This window comes from Borrelia tillae (assembly GCF_055693965.1).
In genome coordinates, this window is the sequence record NZ_CM146346.1 from 268,132 (window position 1) to 286,710 (window position 18,579).

Here is an 18,579-nt window from a genome sequence, read left to right on the forward strand (position 1 = left end):
ACTATTATACAATCAAAAGATAAAATAAACTAAATTCACAAGCACAATTAGATAAACTGAAAAATAATAAAGCTTACCACGCTTAAATATTCTAACAAACACATTAATCGAAAACAATCCTACAACAAAGGCAATAATTGCTCCAAGATTAATCTCAAAAATACTAAAAAACATATCTGATTCAAATAATTCCTTACACTTTAAGAGTAAACTTCCAAAAACAATAGGAATTAAAGCTAAAAAAGAAATCTCAAATGCATCTGCTCTGTTAAATCCAAACAAAACTGCAGCGAAAATTGTAATTCCTGATTAGAAATACCTGGCATGGCTCCAATTCCCTGCATAATCCCAATCAAACAGCCAACAAGAAAAATATTATTTTTCACATCCAAAACGATAATTTTAGATTCAAGCAAAAATAACAAAATACTTGTTAAAATAAAATTGGCTAAAACCACATTAAGAGTAAACACTCCCTTAAACTTTTCTATGAAAAAACCAATCAATGCCGTAGTGAGAGTGATTATCAATATAAGTAATATTACTCTTAATCCTTCAAAATCCAACTTAGTAGTTTTTCTACAAAAAAACCTTACCAAAACTATTATAAGTTCTAATATTCGTCTTCTATAATAGATCATTACAACTAAAACGGTTGCAAAATGCAAATAAATATCAAATACGATTGGAAGATCAATATGCATAAACTTTTTTAAAAGTAATAAATGCCCTGAACTTGATATAGGCAAGAATTCAGCAATTCCTTGAATAAAGCCTAAAATCATAACCATTAAAACATTTTTCATCTAGCTATCAAAAACCTAAAAATTCTTGGGAAATTTACCTATAATATACTCTATGATAAAATCCATTCCCTTATTTTCATATAAAGCATCATATAGTACACAATAAACTAATATCTTCTTAACGTAATTTCTAGTTTGTCCAAAAGGAATTGCTTCAATAAAAAGCTCTTTGGGTAAATGTCCATAATCCTTTTCCCATTTACGCACATTACCAATTCCGCCATTATAAGATGCAAGAGCTTTATACACCGCTCCCATCATTCCTATTCTCTTACCCAAATAATAAGTGCCTATAATAACATTATCTCTAGGTTGTTTTAAATCATAATCATAATATTTAATCTCTCTAGAAACATCAATTGATGTTAAAGGCATAATCTGCATAAGTCCAATAGCACCCGGTTTAGATACAGCATCTACTTTAAAACTACTTTCAGCTTTTATTAAAGAAAATACAAGACTAGGCTCAAGTCCCCGCCTCTTTGCCCAATACTTAATTAAAGTATTATATAAACACGGATAGAGACGTTTATAATCATCTTTACATAAAGCTGATTATCTTGTTTTACAAGATAGTTAATAGCAAGTATAGATTCATAATGATACCCATACTTTACCAATTCATCATAAAGGTTACGATAAAAATTAGAAGAAAATCTATAACCATTCTTAAAATCATTAGCAACAAAAGCACTAACATAAGAATGAAGATTGAATTTTAAAAATCCCTCTAAAAATCTTTCATAGTCAGACTGTTCATGCTCAACACTTAAATCATTATCAAAAAGATCATTGATACTTTGACTTAATAAATATTTGCTCATAAATGAAGAATAAGATATCCGATTATACTTAATAGCAGAACGTAAAAGTTCATTATATTCATCTCTTGTTTGAGGAGGAATCAATTTATGATGTATAAGTCTTGCATTAATAAAAGCAAGCCTAGATAAAACAGCACCATCAATAATATTTTGACCATTATGATAGAGTGCATATAAATTACCATAATCTTCAAGTTGCACAGCTTCTAAAATATATTCATCTAATACCTTAATAAATCCAGATCACTCTTATCCTTACTGGTATAAAATCTAGCTATATTTTGAGCAAAATAATTTCTTGCATTCTTTAGAAAAATCAAATTACCAAAAATTTCATTAAGCATGATCAATCTAAAAGATTCATTTTCAAAAGAAGTACTTTCTAAATATTTAGCTATGGAAAGCAAGCCTATGTCTTTTTTGAGTTTTAAATTAATAAGTCCTAAATAATAATCCTTATACACACTATCTAAGTTGTCAAAAAAATATAATGCTTTATTAATGTATCCTAAACCCATAAAAGCTTTATAAACATCATTTAAAAATGTAAAATTATTCCAATATTTTTTAAAATCATCATTTAATATCTTGATTGCATCCTCTAAATTTCCATTAGCTACCAAGGCTTTAAACCTCACCAGATTTAAAAAACTTGCATCTAAAAGATTAGACCGATCTTGCAAAGTAAGATAATCATAAGCCCTTACATGTAAATACTCTGCTGGTAAATCTTCAAACAATTTCTTGAAATAAATCAATGATGAATCAATATTATTAGCATTAAAATAAAGAACTGCCTTAAATAAAAGATTTTCATATTCTTGATACCTACCAAAATCCATCTTTTCCAGTTTATCTAAAACTAAAAGAGCTTCATCATTTTTCTTTTGCCAATAAAGACTCTTAAAATATCCTAATACAATAAATTTATTATGATCATATCTTTTATAAAGCTTGCGCCCAAGAAGTTCAGCAGCAGGATATTCCTTTCTAGCATTATAATATTCAATAAGTTTAACACCAGCAAATTGAGCCACAATATCACTACCACTCTTTATTGCCTTATACATATACTCTTCAAATTTTTCATTATATCCTATCTTTTTGAAAAGATAAGCAATATACACATAAGAATCTCTATCTATGCCAAAATATTTATCAAAATTTCGTTCCGCATAATCAAAATTCCATAACCAATTTAAATGATTTAAATCAAAATCATCTATATTTTTTTTCACTATATTATTCTTTAAAGAACTTTTACCAAAAGAACAAGATAATACACTTAATAAAAACAAATAAATAATTTTATTAAACATAATTATGATTTTCACATTTAGTAATTTGTTCTTTATCACAAAAATAAGAAATTGAAAAATTTCTAGGATTTAATATTTTAGAAAAAATCAAAAATAATGAAAAAAATATCAAAAGAAATAAAGAAATAAGACTTAAATAAAGCATAGGAGTTTGAATCATCCCTTCTTCCGCTGTCAGATCTGCTTTATGCTCTTCAACGCCTGCTGTAATCAAATCATCCTCACTAAAATCTAAAGTAACATCATCAAACCCACTCTCATCTAAGTCCTTATCAATATCCATAATAATATTATCAATACTCCATTCATCAGAGTAAGAATCTTTCAAATCATGATCATTAGCACCAACACTATTAAAATTAGTATTAAAAGTAGTATTCTTATTGCCTACTAATTTCTCCTTATTAGCATCAAGTTTACCATCAACTACACTTATGTCACTGATATCAACAGGAATATTTTCTAAATCAAAATTATCTTGGCTATCTTGACTAAGAGTATCAAGAATATTCTTATTATTAACAAGGGAATGTTCAATACCTTCGTCTTCAAGAATACCATTTTCAGATTCATTCCTTGTAGGATTAAAATCAAACTCGTCTAAATTCTTTTCTAAATTAAGACTAGAGTTAAAATTAGAGTCAAAATTTACACTTTCATCTATCAATACATCATTATCTTCATTATCTAAGTTTAAAGAATTCTCTGACAAATCTAAATCATTCTCACCATAAGTAAGCTTCTCATTCTCAAATAAATCTTGCGACTCAAGTAAATTATCAATATTGCCCAAATCAACATCTAAAGAATTATTTTGACCTTTATCAACAAAACTATCTAGTTCTTTGCCAAGTTCCGAAGTACGGGCATCATTAGCATCTAAACTAACAGACAAATCTTTAGATTTAGTATTTTCAAAAGATTCACTAATCTCTTCTGAATCTACGTCAAATTTAATCAAACTTAAATCGAACTTAGATCTATTTTTAATTCCAGCACATTCACCATAAACATAAAATATCATAGAGTCTACTTTGAAATAAACATTTATGTCAGAATTCTCTTTTCTAAGATTATCTAAGAAAAAAGACCCAACAAAAACAGGATTAGCAAAATCTTCATATTCACTAAGATAAAAATCAAGTTTTACATTAGTTTCATTTTCAACCTTACCTAGTACCACTTTTTTTGTAGCAGGATCACTCAAACTTAAAATTGAAAAATATTCATTATTAGAAAGCCTTATGGCTAAAAACCCTTTCAAGAATTCCAACCTTTTTGTTCCTTTGTAAACAACAAATCTATATATAATTAACTATAACAATAATATAATATAATTAATATTATATTCAACTTATAAGTAGCTTTTATTAAGAATAAAAAATGTTTACAAATATTTAATATGAATTACTATTTTGCTTATGTAATTTATTAATTTATTTATGTAATATTAATATAATATAATTTTTAGGAGAAATCTAAGTGTTGCCACTGTTCATAATACTTTCCTCAATTGCAATATCCATTTTGGTATTTTTGTTCTTTAAAATTGCAATACCAAATACAAAAATGAGCAAAAAAAGCAGTAAACTCAAGAAAACATCAGATAAAACAAAAAAATCAATAGAACGAGCTGCTAACATATTAAAAACAAACCCCAATGAAATTGATGCTTTACAAACACTCAACGATTATTATTACCTCAATAAAGACTTTGAAAATGGAATTAAATACGCCAGAAAATTATGCCAACTTGCAGAATCAAACCCTGCAAATCATGAAATAGATACCTTTAAGGCTTTATTAAGTTATGGTGTTTATAATCTTGAGAGGAACTTCAATGTAGACGCACTAGAATCTCTTAAAAAAGCATATACCATGAAAAAAAACGATATAGATGTGAATTACTATCTTGGGGTCGCTTTTTTGCGCAATGCATATTATAAAGAAGCACTTCATTATTTCACAAAAATATATAAACTTGATAAAAACAATAATGACGTTTTAAAACATATAGGAATAATACTTTTTTATACTCAAAACTATATTAAAGCCGTTGGAATATTTAATACTATAAGTAAATATATACAAAATGACGTAAATGCTCTGCTCGCATATGCTCAATCTCTATCTCAAGTAAATCAAGACCATATTGCACTTGAGATTGCAGATAAAATAAAAAATAAAGATGGAATGATATACGAAGCTCTTTTAATTGAATCCGATATTAACGCAAAAAATCACGATTTAAAAAAACTAGAAGATAATGTTAGAGAAATAATGAAAATTAAACCTGATTTACCTACAAAAATATTTCTTAAGCTCTTTTACAAACTAGGGGAACTCTATATAGAATGTGAAAATTATAAAAAAGCAACCGAAGCATTTACTCAAGTTGAAAGAATTGATCCTCACTATAAAAAAATTACTGAAAAACTCGAATTCAGCAAAAAACTAAATGAAAATTTAGCATTAAGAATATATCTTAGAAGTTCAAAAGAAAAATTTAATAATCTTGCCAATGCAATTATTCTCAAACTCTATCATAACAAATTCCAAGTAAGAGAACAAAAAATAAATGAAATAACTTCACAATTTATAGATATAAATTTTCAATTAGCAAATAACCAATGGGAAGAAAGTCTTATAGTTCGATTTGTCAGAACAAATCAAAAAAATTTTGGTGAATTATTCTTAAAAGACTTTATTTCAAAGACAAAAGAAAGCAAGTTAAAAGGATTGTGTATTGCACCCGCCACATTTTCTGATAAAGCAAAGCAAATCATTGAAGGTAGATTAATTGATATCATTGAAGGTAGAAAATTAATACAAATACTAAAAACATTAGATATATCAAAGTACATATAAATTATCTTGGATTTATTGTCTCTATCATCTCAGGTATTTCATAGGATTTCCCGTTTTTCCATCTTTAAAAATAGTGAAATGCAAGTGATTACCTGTACTATACCCCGTACTGCCCATGCGTCCTATTATTTGCCCTCTTGCAACCCTCTGTCCAACTTTAACTGCAAATGAACCTAAATGGGCATAAAGAGTTTGAAAACCATTATTATGAGAAATAATAATATATTTTCCATATCCCCCAACACTAAATCCAACAGTTACTACAACACCCTCTCTTGTTGCAAAAATGGGCGTATTAGCTACATTTGCAATGTCAATTCCATTATGGAAACTAATAGTCTTTGTAAAAGGATCTGGACGATATCCATAACCTGATGTAATAATTCCTTGAGTTGGGAATAAAAAAGTTTCTCCTAAGGCATTCTTAAGCACGTCCTTAGCCATTTTTCCCCCCGGAATAAATAACTTTTGACCTAAATATAAAACCTCATTATCAAGATTATTAGCATCAAGAATAGCCACCTTGGATACCTTATGCTTATTTGCAATTGATGAAAGAGAATCATTCTTTCCAACAGTATAAAGAACCCCTTTCATGTTAGGCACATTAATAACAAAATTAGGTCTAATGTTTCTTACATCTTTAATATCATTATAAGAGATTAAAGTCTCACTTGTTATGTTATATCTAGTCGCAATATGAGAAAGCGTCTCCCCAGGCTTAATTTTATGTTGAACTACCTTTAAAATAAAAGGCTTCTTTACGATCGTCTCATAAGTACTTGAATCAAATCCAAATAGATGATTATTGATTCTGACTTAAGTCCTAATCACTATAGTACAAAAAAGTATCAATAAAATAATCCTTAGGAAACCCCAGTTTATTGAGAAAAATGTACGAACCATAGTATGAAAAAATATTTAAATAAAAAACTAATATTAAAACAAAAATTATTGCATTCAATCTAAAAATTAAACTATAAGTTATATAAGTTAAATTAAAATTATAAACATTTAGTATTTTAAAGCGAGTATTCTTATAAGACAAGCGGTACTTATAAGGCTCAATGCTTGCTATTTCACTGCCTAAAGTCAAAAACAATAATTTAATTATATTAAACAATTTCTTTGGAATATTTATAAAATTAATAAAACGAAAAAAAAATTTTCGTCTCTTTCTATGCAAGTTACGAATATTACCAAAATCTCTCAATTCAAAATCACCTTTAACAGTTCTATTCAATATAAAGTTTCTATTTCTCTTAAGTATATTCTGATCTTTTTTTGGTATAATCATAGCATGCCCTATTATATAATATACACTAAAAATTTCAATTCTTTGAAAAATTTAAAATGGAAGCTTTAAAAGTGTTTACAATTCATAAACAAATATTTATATCCATCACATTGGCCTTGATATTCATACTAACAACCATAAAGTTATTTTTATCTTTTCATTTAGTTAAGGGAGCTTCAATGTTGCCAGTAATTTTAGAAAAACACTGGATAATAAATAACAAACTAGCTTATGGAATAAGATCCAGTAACAGCGAAGCATATCTTGTATTGTGGAATATGCCCAAAAAAAACGAAATGGTACTTATTAAAGACCCTATAACAAAAAACATATCTGTTAAAAAAATCTTTGCCATACCAGGCACAAAATTTACAAAATTACAAAAAAACGTAATATCCATAGATAATATGAACTTTAATATCACTAATAAACATCTTAAAAAACTAGACAGCGTATATATTCCAAAGGATTATTATCTCGTCATAGGAGAAAACAAACAAATTTCCCTTGATTCAAGAGCATACGGATTTATAAATATTAATGATATTATTGGAAAGATAATATATTGCCTTTAAAAAGCTTAGGACAACAATTAGAATGATAAAACTAATATTTGTATATTCGGGGCGGTATCTAATACCTAAAACAACTCAACCACATCCTCTAATGTATCACTAGAATTAATATTTTCGTCTACATCTAAAGAAGAGAAAACACCTTTTCTTTGAAAATTAGAATCAGAAGAAGCACTTGTCATTCTTATTTGAATTGATTTAGAAGCATTAGTATCCAAATCTTTAGCATAAATACTTAAAATACCACTTTCATCTAAACTAAAAAGTATTTCTATCTTTGGAACCCCCTTTAAGGCTTTTTGTATATTACTAAAGAAAAACCTACCTATAGAATAATTTAAAGATGCCTTTTTATACTCGCCTTGAAGTACATGTATTTCAATCTCTTCTTGATAATCATTAGTTGTTGTAAATATTTTCTTCTCGCAAACTGGTAATATAGTATTTCTCTTAATTAGTGTAAAAAATCCATCATCATAAGTTTCAATACCAAGAGAATAAGGTGTTACATCTTTAAAATGAATCAGAGGACTATCATTTGCAAGACTAAAAGCCTGAATACCTGCCCCATTGGCAACAACTTCATCTTGATTTAAAAAATCTAAAACTTCAATCCCAGGAAACATTTCATTCAATCTCTCCTTAACTAAAGGAATCCTTGTTGAACCCCCTGAGAGTATTATTTTTGAAATACTTTCAATCTCAACACCTGAATCGGCAATACATTCATTTGTAAGACTAATGGTTTTATCTATAAATTCCTTGATCATAGAATTAAAATCATCTCTTTTAATTTTATAATTTAAATGTTTTCCATCAAGAAAAGGTAATACAATACTAACTTCATCCATGACAGATAAGTTTTTTTTAGCATCTTCAATTCTGTCTCTTATCTGCTCAAGAAGAATAATATCATCTAAATTAATGTCAGGACATTCTTTTTTAAAAGTAGACAAAACATGATATTCTATAACTTCATTAAAATTATTCCCACCTAACTTGTTCTCACCCTTAACTGCAAGAACAGTATAAACATCATTTTGTTTTTCCAAAAGCGTAACATCAAAAGTTCCACCACCAAGATCATAGACAAGAAATAACCCTTCTATCTGTTTTTCAACAGCATAAGATAGAGCAGCTGCTGTTGGCTCATTAAGTATTGCCCGGCATTTCAATCCCGCAAGACTTGCCGCTTCTACAACACCTTTCCTTTGAATTTCAGAGAAATACGCAGGAACAGTTATCACAACATCGTAAATTTCCTCACCTAAAAATTTTTCGGCATTTGTCTTTATATTTGCAAGCAAAAAAGAAGCAATATCCTCAGGTCTATATGTATCATTGCCTACTTTATAAGAAACATTTGTACCTATATTAGCTTTAAAATTATAAAAAGTCTTATCTGGATTTATTAATATCTGATGTTTAGCAATGCTGCCAACAATTACACCAGAATCTGTAAACGATACAACAGAAGGTGTGATCCTCTCACCTCTATCATTTAATACGATCCTAGAATTAGCCTCAAAATAAGACGCTACAGTATTTGTAGTTCCAAGATCTATTCCTATCCATCTTCTCATTAATTACCCCTATGAATTGAAACAATTAACTCAATTTCACCTAGATCCAATTTCAATTTTTTAGCAATTATTTCCAAAGACATTCCTTGCTCATAAAGCGAAATCACTTGCTGGCGAATATTATATCCTTCCTTAATTATATTTTTTTCAATAGTAGGTATTGAATAATCTACGTTACTTTTATAAACACCACTGTCATTTTTCATGCTAAAATTATTATTTCCCATTGAAATTGAATGGGCATTAAACCCTAATAATCTTTGATCAAGGATTTCTATCCTCTCATCAACTTCCTTAATAATCCTATTTAAACTCTCAATTTTTATTTCAATAATATTTATATTCCTATCGGTGGCCTGATTAATCTCAATAATAGTCTTATCCACCTCACTTCTAAATTTTCTCAGTATGCTATTAGATTTTATTTTCAAACCAATATAAAAATGAAAATATACAAAAATAAATATAATCAAAATAAAACAACAAACAATAAACATAGAATATCCTATTATACTAAACTATCGCTCAATATCAATATTTCTCCCAAGCTTAGGATCATTAAACTTAATATCCTCCTCAGGTAAATCCTTAACATTACTGACATTAGATTTTGACATTGTAAAATCAACATTATTATCTTTGATGTCATCAATTGAAGATACCCTATTTATTTCAGAATCAACATGATAGCTTTTGTTTTGATTTAAACTTAAATCCTTATCTTCTCTTATCTTTTTTTTCCTCATATTTTCATTTGAAATTTCACTAGCCTTAAAAGCACTTTGTGTAATTATCTTCACAACCTCAGATGAACTATTAATATCCATAAAGCTATCCCCCCCCAAAAAAAAACTATTTAGATTTAAAAGGAACATAAGCTACCATTTTAATAATATTATCATCATCTACAAAGGTGATATTCTGATAATCTCTTGGAAGTTCATAATAAGCATCTTTAATATGTAACTTAACTCCCGCATAAGCTATGCATTCAACAAAAATCTTGCCATCAATCTTACTATTTTCAAGCTCCTCTTGTAAACTTTCCTGCTTATCTCTTACCATCTTTATTTCCAAAATCAAAATATCTCGCTCATTAATAAGCTCGTTACAACTATCAATTTTTAAAGATTTTTCAGCTTTATCAACTGTCAATTGAATGTTTTTCTTTAATACCGAAATATCTTTCACTAAAACTTCCAAACGTCTCTCAATTTTCTCAAGATATTCAGTAAACCTTGAAAGTAAAGATTTTATTTCAGGATCACACCCAACACAAATAGAAGTCTCAGCATTACCCTCAGAGCCAATAGAATATGCCCGAACCTCTTCTCTTGCATTAACCTCAGAGCCAACTATCTTAGACTTTTTTCCAATACAGAGTACCTTTTCTGTACATGAAACAAAAGAATTAACAATCCCTCTTATAACCTCAATATTCCCTTCACATCGCACATTAACATTTTCTAAAAATTTGGCTTTAATAAATTTTTTTGCATAAATCTCCGAACCACCCTTTCCATTGATTCCACTACGAAGAATAATAGCCCCATCAGTACTCAAATTACATCTACCAACAAGCCCATTAACCTCTATTCCACTCTTAGCCATAACATTATACCCATCTAAAATACTTCCCTTAATAAGAACCATACCATTATTCACTATATTCCCAGTGCCAGGTCCAACATCACCTTCAATAACATAAACGTCATGAACAGAAATTACTCCATTGTCAATAGATATATATCCATTACAACCAGCTATAATCTTATTTCCCTCTACAAAGGTATTATCCCCTAAAATCAAGTCTAGTTCCCTACCTTGCTCCGCTTCTAATACCTTCCCAAAAACAGTATATCCATTAGCACCTTTTGATAAAGGAACAATCTCTGCTAATTCATCTCCTGCATTAACATTGCTAAACTCACTAGCTCCAGCACCATGCTCACCTAAATGTTTACTCTTGGCAATAAAATCGAGATAAGAATCTTTTCCCTTCACAGGATTCATCCCTTTCGCCATCTCAACTGGTTCTCCATAAAACGGATGGTCAACAAACTCTTTTATCTTATCTTTAAGAAAGGACTGTTCGAATATCCCATATTTCTTAAGAATATTATAAATATCTTTCTCTAAGACCTCAGCACCATTAGGACCAGGTGAAGTAAACTCAATAGTTACCGACATTGAATCTTCCGCGATATGAACCATCATAGTTACACTCTCAGCAAGATTAGCCTCAAAAGTAGCTACCTGCTCATACTTACCATTAGCATTATCAACCATCAACCCGATCAAATTCTTATCTACATCCTTGATGTTACTATATAAAGCAAACTTATCCATCACATCTTTAAGCTTAACAATACTACCATTCCCCTGAGCATGGGTAACTTTCAAAAATACTCCCTTAGAAGTTCTTCTGATAAAAAATTGCCCATCTAAAGAAATAATTTCTTCAGAACCGTCTTGTGAATACAAAAAATGCGCAGCGCCAAGCTTTGTATAAGAATTCCTATAAGCAACGACCCTCCACTTTCTCTTACCATATCCAAATAGTCCTTTATGTCCACGCATCAAAATTTCATAATCTAAGTCTTTATAGGGAATTGAGAGTTCTAAAGAAGCATCGTTTAAGGCTTCCTCAAGAGTATCTGCCTCAACTTCTATTAGGTTAACACTATTTTCCCTTTCTAAATAACGTTTAACTCTATTTCTCAACTCGGCAAGTTCGCTAATATTAGTCATAATTATTCCTTTTTATTTATCAAAGTCTTAATAGCCTCAGCTACAGTCTTTGGATCAGAATTCTCAACATATGAAACCTGATCTGACAATTTACTCTTAAATCTGTCCTCAGATCTATTACCTTTATATTTTTCTAATTCTGCATCAAACTCATCATTATCGCTACTCTTTGCATCATTGCCAACAGAAATATTTTCAGAAAAAGAATTCACATTATCAAATTTAGGGTTATTAGCATCATTACACTCATTAATATTATCTCCTGTATCATCTCTAAAAAGATCATACAAATACTTCTTATATATAAGCTCAAGCAAGAGACCAATACAGAAAAAAAATATAAACTGAAAAAAAGCTCTAAACAATACTGTAATCAAAGGAACACTAGCAAGAATGCCAAGAATTAACGTAAGAATAAATGCAAACGCACTAAAGAATAAAATATACTTGATTTTCTTATTATTAAATAACATATTATCTATTCCATGCCAAAAAATTTAGATATAAAACCTATTACACCTCTTCTTTTTTTATTGTCAAGAGTAATCTCTTCAAGAGCAGCAACAATAGCATCAAGACAATAACTAGCCTTACTATTAGGATTTAATAAAATAAAAGGTCTTTGTTTAAAAACAGAATTTCTAATATTCTGATCTTCATAAACATATCCCAAATAATTAATATTTAAATTCAAAAACTGACTTGATATATCAATCACCTTTTTAGCCACTACCTTTCCTTCACTTACATTAGCTACTCTATTTACAATCAATCGTAAATTTTTTAAATTCTCCATTCTGTGAGATAAAACCTTGATTACACCATAAGCATCAGTTATAGCAGTAGGTTCTGGCGTTGTGACAATAACTACATCATCACTAGAAAACAAAAATGAAACAACCTGTCTTGAAATTCCAGCACTAGTATCTATTATCACTATATCATATTCATAAACTTTTAATAACTCTTTTATAAACTGGTTCATCTCAGCTTCTGATAAATCTAAAAGCTCTGTTGTCCCAGAAGCACCCGCTAAGAGGTCAATATTATATTCTGTTTTTGTTATTACATCTTTAATACCTCGACCTTGGATAATCATGTGATAAATACTATATTTTGGAATAACTCCAAGTAAAATATTTATGTTAGCCATTCCGATATCAGCATCAAAAACTAAAACTTTTTTACCAAGATTTGCATACTTAAGAGCAAGACCTACAGCAATATTGCTTTTACCAACACCACCTTTACCACTGGCAACAGAAATAAATCTAGTCCTACTATTTTGAATTTTGTCATCAATAATAAAACTAGTCTTGTTATTCAATCTCATAATATCACGTAAACTTTGAGCCTGATCTTCCATTATATATTATCCTTAATAATAAGATTTACTTTTTAGTTTTCGAATAAATTCAACATCATCGCTTATTCTATACCCATTTATTTTCTTGATAAAGGTAAGCGGTTCTGCAATACTAATATTATGAGGAACAATTTGCCCATCAGTAATATAAGAAACTTCCTTTCTCATTTCATGAATTAAACTTATTAAATTGCCAACACATGTTGTCTCATCTAGTTTTGTAAAAATCACTGTCTTGTAACCAAAGGGAGAAAATTGATGAAATATTTCTTTAATATCTGAAGTCTTTGTAGTAGAACTAACGGCTAAGTGAAATTCAGCATCACGACCACAAGCATTAAGAAGTTCCTTCATCTCAGCAAGCTTCATAAAATCCTTAGGACTTTTACCTATTGTATCAATTAGGACAAGATCAAAATCTTTTGACTGAGTGATTTCTTCTTTCAAATCCTTAAAGGACTCAATCGCCTTAACAGGAATGCCCATAATATCACCGTATGTCTGAATTTGTTTCTTAGCTCCTATGCGGTAATTATCAATAGTAATAATCTTAATATTTAAACTCTTGTCATCACTATTAATCCCATAAATTGCTGCAAGTTTTGCAATAGTAGTAGTCTTTCCAACGCCTGTAGGTCCAACTAAAATAAAAATCCTTTTTTTAAGATTATCAATAAGAGACCCTGAACATTTAATAGTCTTAGCAATATATATTATAACGCTGTCTTTAATTTTATCATAATCATCAAGATCTGACAAACTGAACTCTCTCTTAACAAAATCATTAATATCTCTAATATAACTTTCAGAAAAATCATTACTACGCAAAATATCTTCTATCTTTAAAATTGTCGGATGATTGACTTCTTCCTTTTGATGCGCAAGCTCATTTTTAAGAGATTTAACTTCCTTAATCACATCTTCAATCGAAGAACTCTCTTCCTTTTTAATGCTTTGAAGAATCTTACGCTTTTCCTCTTCAACATTTATTTGCTGTTGTCCGATATCATACCTAACATATCCTGAAACTTCAATCCAATCCCTGCTAAATAATCCAAATATCCCCCCATGAGATATTGTTTTATAAGTCATAACCCTAGCATTTTTTCCATACTTCTTTTTAACTGTTTCTATGACCTCATTATAGGTAGGACCTCTCTCTGTAAAATACTGAACCATACTATTCTTCAACCTCTACTGTTCTGAGTACATTAACTTTAACATTTTTAGGAACCTCTAAAACAGATATAATAATAATATCTGAAAGCTCTCTGCTGGTTAAAACCCTTATTACAGGCCGTGCAGATTCACTCGATAATATAACAGGATAATATCCCTGTGATTGAACCTCATTCATAAGCCTAAAAAGTTCATATATAAATTTAGTCTTTAAATTCGGTTCAAGAGAACTTATAAGATCATTATTGGCCTCAAGTCGTGAATCAATTATTTTTTGTTCAAATTCTGGATTTATTGTAATCACATTAAGCTCCAAATTAGAATCTAAATACCCACCAACTATTTGCCTTCCAATTGCTTGCCTACATTTTTCAATTAAAAAGAAAGTATCTTTAGTAATACTTGTAAAGTCTGCTATCGTTTCAAAAATTGTAACTAAATTACGTATTGAAACTTGTTCTCTTAAAAGACCTTGTAATACCCTTTGAATCTCTCCAACTGAAAAATCTTTTAAAACTTCCTCAACAATAGCACCATAATCCTTTTTAAACACATCAAGAATATTTTGAACATCCTGACGAGTTAAAATCTCACAAGCATGCCCCTTAATAAGCTCCGTCATATGAGTAGCAATAATTGAAGGTGGATCAACTACAGTATAACCCAATTTTTCAGCAATTTCTCTTCCATTATCATTTACCCAAAGAGATGGGAGTCCAAATGAAGGATCTTTTGTAAGTTCCCCTTCAATACCAGAATCAGAACCTATATTTATAACTAAAAACTTACCTAACTTAATTTCTCCGTGTCCAATCTCTACTCCTCTAAGCTTAAATGCATACTCATTTGGCTCAAGCCTCATATTATCTACTATTCTAATTTTAGGAACAACTATACCAAATTCAAGAGCAACCTCACGACGTATTTTTACAATACAATCAAGAAGTTCTGAGGTCTTTGAATCATCAACTAATGGAACAAGATTATACCCAATCTCTAAAGCCAATGGGTCTAATGGTACTACAGGTGCAATTTCTTTATCAGCATAACTTAATACCTGATCTTCTGCTTTCTGTCTCTCATTAAGTTCTCTACTTCTAGCTAAGTTAGAAAGCGAATACGCTAAAAATGCTATCAATAGACCTAAAAGAATAAGTATCAATGTAGGAAACCCTGGAAGAAATGCCAAAAATAATAAAAATCCAGACACAATCCAATACACTCCTGAAAAGGATGTAAATTGTTCAACTATCTCTCCTCCAAAACTATTTCTTGATATCGATCTAGTAACAACAAGTCCCGTTGCAGTTGAAATTAATAAAGATGGAAGCTGCGATACAAGTCCATCACCAATAGTTAAAGAAACATAATTATTAAGTGCATCATTAAAATCAAGACCTTGAAGAGTAACTCCTATAATAAGCCCACCTAAAATATTTATAAGAGTTATTAAAAATCCAACCTTTACATTCCCTGAAACAAACTTAGAAGCACCATCCATAGCACCATAAAAATTTACTTCAGCTTGTAAATCATTTTTTTGCCTTGTAGCTTCCTCTTCTGTCAAGTTCCCAGAGCTATAGGCAGAATCAATAGCCATCTGTTTCCCAGGAAGGGCATCAAGAGCAAAACGAGCCGCCACTTCAGCAACTCTTGTAGCACCTTTAGTAATAACAATAAATTGAACTGCAATTATAATAAGAAATATGATAAACCCAACAACAAGACCTTGCGTACCAGAACTTCCAACAACAAATGTTCCAAAAGCTCGTATCATTTGACCATCAAAATTTATTCCTTTTGTTAGAATCAATCTAGTAGAAGAAATATTTAAAACAAGACCTAAAATCGTCATAACAAGCAAAAGTGTTGGAAAAACTGAAAAATCAAGAGAACGCTTAGAATAAAGGACAATAAGAATAATTAAAAGACTTATTACCAAATTAACTGCTATTAAAGCATCCAAAATAAATGCAGGAAGTGGCAAAATAAAACCAGCAACAATAAATATTAAACCAACTGCAACTACTAAGTCTATCTTATTATCAAGTCCAAAATAACCTAAAACAGAATTTTTTCCCGTATCCAAATAACTCAACCTCTAATTAAATTTTCTAGCAATAGAATATACTTTCACAAGAATTTTAGACACAATTTCCCAATATTCTCTTGGGATCTCTTCATTAACGGCAACATTAGCATAAAGATCCCTCGCAAGCGGTTTATTTTCCATCACAGGAATATTATTTTCTCTTGCAATTTGTTTAATCACAAATGCAATTTCATCCTGTCCCTTTGCAAGCACTCTTGGTGCTAACATGGTATCACTATCCCACTTAATAGCAACAGCAAAGTGCTCTGGATTAGTAATCACTACATCCGCCTGAGGCACTGTTGCCCTTAAATTAACATTTAAAATCTCTTTCATCCGTTCACGCATCCTAGAACGAAGCAAAGGGTCACCTTCAAGTTCTTTGCGCTCTTGCTTTACCTCTTCTTTTGTCATTTTCAGATTCTCAATATAACGGGCTCTTTGAAAAAGATAGTCCAGTACACTAATACCCATTAATACCATTACTGAAAAAAAACACATTTTATAAGCAAGACTTAATATAATAGAAATACCATCTTCAAGACCGTATTCAGACATTCGTGAGATTTTGCCTATATTACTTTTTAGTAAAATATAATATATAAAAGATATTATAGCAATCTTTGATAAACTTTTAAACAAAGTAAAAAAAGCATCAAATGAACCAAAAGAATTTTTTATCCACTTTGAAAAATTCAGATTTATTCTATCCCATTTAGGAATTATGGGTTTAAAGGTTATTAAAAACCCAACTTGAACAACATTAATTAAAAATATAACCAACAATGATATTAAAAGAAATACAAGCATATATCCAAGCATTGGTTTGATATATGCAAAGCCCAATGAATAAATACTAATGGACATTATTCCTGGAAGCTTGCTGGCTTGCCATCTAAAAATACTTGCTAATTCGTGAGCAAAATAAGATAACATAAAAAAAAATACAGCAAATAAAATTAAAAGCGTAACTGCTGTATTAATTTCAGTTGATTTTAATACTTGCCCCTCTTCTCTTGCTTTCTGCTTCTTCTGCTCAGTAGGAAGTTCAGTTCTGCCTTCATCTTCTGAGGCAAAAAAATTAAGGGGTATATACCAATGCTCATTTAAGATCTCATTTCTAGCAATCATTCTAAGATCTCAGAAAATAAATTTAAGGCGTTTCTCATAGATCCTAAAGCAAGCTCAATTACTCTTTTTACAGACACTACCAAACTTGGAAAACCAATATACAAAACAATTAATCCTAATCCCAAGGATACTGAAAAACTAATCATTAATAAGTTGATCTGCGGAGAAGTCTTTGAAAGTATGCCTAAGATCAAATATAAAAGTAACAACACTCCCAATACTGGCAATGAAATTACCAAAGCTTTTTCAAAAAGAATAGTAAAGGAATGAAGCATTAACTTAACAAACTCATAATTTTTAATATTAACTAAATGCTCAACTCTAACTTTTAAAATAGAATCATGAACTCCTGTCATAAAGAAACGCAATAAAAAATTATTTGATAAAAATAAAAGCAAAAAAAGGTAAGTAAATATTTGAGATATTACTAAATTATCTTCTTCTATGAAGACATCAAAAATATTTGCGTAAGCCAGTCCCATTTGATTCGAGAAAAAAAATCCAAGTAAATGAAATACACTAAAAATGATATTCACAAAAAAAGCTTGAAGCAACCCCAAAATGGCTTCTCCTACTAATATCAACATAAATACCATCAAATTATCTAAAGGATACATAACATTAATCTTGTCTACCATAATAATAGATAAAATCAAAGCAAAGAAAAGATTCAAATAACTCATTCGTATAATTGAAAAAAAAGGTGAAAATCTTAGAAAAATAAAAACTCTAACAAAAACAGGCAAGATTATAAAAGACTTAAAAACTAAAAAATTAATATTCATATA

The 18,579-nt window shown here is 29.6% G+C and carries 12 protein-coding genes and 4 pseudogenes; 2 read left to right on the forward strand and 14 right to left on the reverse strand.

The features are described from left to right. Window positions 1–12: 12 nt before the first annotated feature. The 3 genes and pseudogenes from ACWUD1_RS01300 to ACWUD1_RS01310 all read right to left on the reverse strand — a co-directional run bounded on the left by ACWUD1_RS01300 (window position 13) and on the right by ACWUD1_RS01310 (window position 4,213). Window positions 13–806: pseudogene (locus ACWUD1_RS01300) on the reverse strand (undecaprenyl-diphosphate phosphatase). A gap of 15 nt (window positions 807–821) precedes the next feature. Further along, window positions 822–2,949, reverse strand: a pseudogene (locus ACWUD1_RS01305) (flagellar assembly lytic transglycosylase). Next, window positions 2,942–4,213, reverse strand: a complete 1,272-nt coding sequence (locus tag ACWUD1_RS01310) for a hypothetical protein (protein ID WP_472756744.1) — start codon at window positions 4,211–4,213, stop codon at window positions 2,942–2,944. The pseudogene ACWUD1_RS01305 and the gene ACWUD1_RS01310 overlap by 8 nt, the downstream one beginning before the upstream one ends. Window positions 4,214–4,431: 218 nt before the next feature. Here ACWUD1_RS01310 and ACWUD1_RS01315 point away from each other — a divergent pair, with 218 nt between their 5' ends. Continuing rightward, complete coding sequence (locus tag ACWUD1_RS01315; RefSeq protein WP_472756745.1) at window positions 4,432–5,817, forward strand: tetratricopeptide repeat protein; 1,386 nt, start codon at window positions 4,432–4,434, stop codon at window positions 5,815–5,817. Between the two features lie 24 nt (window positions 5,818–5,841). Here the strand turns inward: ACWUD1_RS01315 and ACWUD1_RS01320 are convergent. After that, a pseudogene (locus ACWUD1_RS01320) lies at window positions 5,842–7,114 on the reverse strand (peptidoglycan DD-metalloendopeptidase family protein). Between the two features lie 56 nt (window positions 7,115–7,170). Between ACWUD1_RS01320 and lepB the strand changes: the two are divergent. Beyond that, a complete protein-coding gene (lepB, locus tag ACWUD1_RS01325; RefSeq protein ID WP_472756746.1) occupies window positions 7,171–7,689 on the forward strand; it encodes a signal peptidase I in 519 nt (172 codons plus the stop codon). A 65-nt stretch (window positions 7,690–7,754) separates the two neighbouring features. Here the strand turns inward: lepB and ACWUD1_RS01330 are convergent, their stop codons facing one another. The 10 genes and pseudogenes from ACWUD1_RS01330 to fliR form a co-directional block, all read right to left on the reverse strand. Further along, window positions 7,755–9,272, reverse strand: coding sequence for an Hsp70 family protein (locus ACWUD1_RS01330; protein ID WP_472756747.1), 1,518 nt, complete (start codon window positions 9,270–9,272; stop codon window positions 7,755–7,757). Continuing rightward, window positions 9,214–9,769, reverse strand: a pseudogene (locus ACWUD1_RS01335) (DUF6115 domain-containing protein). The gene ACWUD1_RS01330 and the pseudogene ACWUD1_RS01335 overlap by 59 nt, the downstream one beginning before the upstream one ends. A 21-nt stretch (window positions 9,770–9,790) precedes the next feature. Beyond that, the gene (locus tag ACWUD1_RS01340; protein ID WP_472756748.1) at window positions 9,791–10,099 is read right to left on the reverse strand and encodes a hypothetical protein; all 309 of its coding nucleotides are present in this window, start codon (window positions 10,097–10,099) and stop codon (window positions 9,791–9,793) included. Window positions 10,100–10,124: 25 nt separating this feature from the next. After that, entirely contained in the window at window positions 10,125–12,023 is a 1,899-nt protein-coding gene (locus tag ACWUD1_RS01345; RefSeq protein WP_472756749.1) for a FapA family protein, read from the reverse strand. 2 nt (window positions 12,024–12,025) lie between these two features. Continuing rightward, the gene (locus ACWUD1_RS01350) at window positions 12,026–12,496 is read right to left on the reverse strand and encodes a hypothetical protein (RefSeq protein ID WP_472756750.1); all 471 of its coding nucleotides are present in this window, start codon (window positions 12,494–12,496) and stop codon (window positions 12,026–12,028) included. A gap of 5 nt (window positions 12,497–12,501) precedes the next feature. Then, window positions 12,502–13,389, reverse strand: coding sequence for a MinD/ParA family protein (locus ACWUD1_RS01355; protein WP_472756751.1), 888 nt, complete (start codon window positions 13,387–13,389; stop codon window positions 12,502–12,504). A 12-nt stretch (window positions 13,390–13,401) separates the two neighbouring features. Further along, window positions 13,402–14,568, reverse strand: a complete 1,167-nt coding sequence (flhF, locus tag ACWUD1_RS01360; RefSeq protein ID WP_472756752.1) for a flagellar biosynthesis protein FlhF — start codon at window positions 14,566–14,568, stop codon at window positions 13,402–13,404. Between the two features lies 1 nt (window position 14,569). Continuing rightward, on the reverse strand, window positions 14,570–16,657 hold the full coding sequence (flhA, locus tag ACWUD1_RS01365) for a flagellar biosynthesis protein FlhA (protein ID WP_472756753.1): 2,088 nt from the start codon (window positions 16,655–16,657) through the stop codon (window positions 14,570–14,572). Between the two features lie 12 nt (window positions 16,658–16,669). After that, window positions 16,670–17,791 carry a flagellar biosynthesis protein FlhB gene (gene flhB, locus ACWUD1_RS01370; protein ID WP_472756754.1) on the reverse strand — a complete coding sequence of 374 codons (1,122 nt, stop codon included), beginning with the start codon at window positions 17,789–17,791 and terminating at the stop codon, window positions 16,670–16,672. Next, window positions 17,788–18,576 carry a flagellar biosynthetic protein FliR gene (gene fliR / locus ACWUD1_RS01375; RefSeq protein WP_472756755.1) on the reverse strand — a complete coding sequence of 263 codons (789 nt, stop codon included), beginning with the start codon at window positions 18,574–18,576 and terminating at the stop codon, window positions 17,788–17,790. Before fliR ends, flhB begins: the two co-directional genes overlap by 4 nt. Window positions 18,577–18,579: the final 3 nt, after the last annotated feature.